Below are 532 nucleotides of genomic sequence, written 5' to 3'. Positions count from 1 at the left end.
ATCGCCACCCGCCGATCGGCGGACGCGGCCTCTACCGCCCGGCCGCCGCCGAATCCCTGGCCCGCACGATCGCCCAGGCCGCCGAGGTCCGCATCCCCGATTTCGCCATGCCCATCCGCAACCTGTCGGGCGGCAACCAGCAGCGCCTGGTCGCCAGGCGGGAAATCCGCATCGCCCGCCGGGTGCTGGTCGCCGCCTATCCCAGCCGCGGGCTGGATATCGGCGCGATCGCCACCGTGCTGCGCTACCTGACCGACCTGCGCGACCAGGGCGTGGCCGTGGTCCTGGTCTCCGAGGATCTCGAGGAATTGCTGAACGTCGCCGACCGCATCGGCGTGCTCTTCCACGGACGGCTGATGGCGACCATCGACGCCGCGACGGCGGACATGGAAACGATCGGCCTGCTGATGGGCGGCCGCACCGGCGCCGGAGGGACCGCGTGATGGCCACCCGACTGCAACGCCTTCCCACCATCTCTCCCGCCCGGCGCCTGGCCTGGCGCGCCGGCGCGATCCTGGCCGCCCTGCTCGTC

At 72.7% G+C, this 532-nt stretch carries 1 pseudogene; it reads left to right on the top strand.

Features of this window, described 5'->3' with window-relative positions:
- Nucleotides 1-443 (top strand): annotated as a pseudogene (locus tag HUK84_RS22540) (heme ABC transporter ATP-binding protein); the annotation flags it as partial.
- Nucleotides 444-532 lie beyond the last annotated feature (89 nt).

Source organism: Nguyenibacter vanlangensis (genome assembly GCF_013376155.1).
Lineage (GTDB): Bacteria > Pseudomonadota > Alphaproteobacteria > Acetobacterales > Acetobacteraceae > Gluconacetobacter > Gluconacetobacter vanlangensis.
Note: the sequence above shows the minus strand (reverse complement) of the source record. Positions and strands in the feature narration are given on the sequence as shown.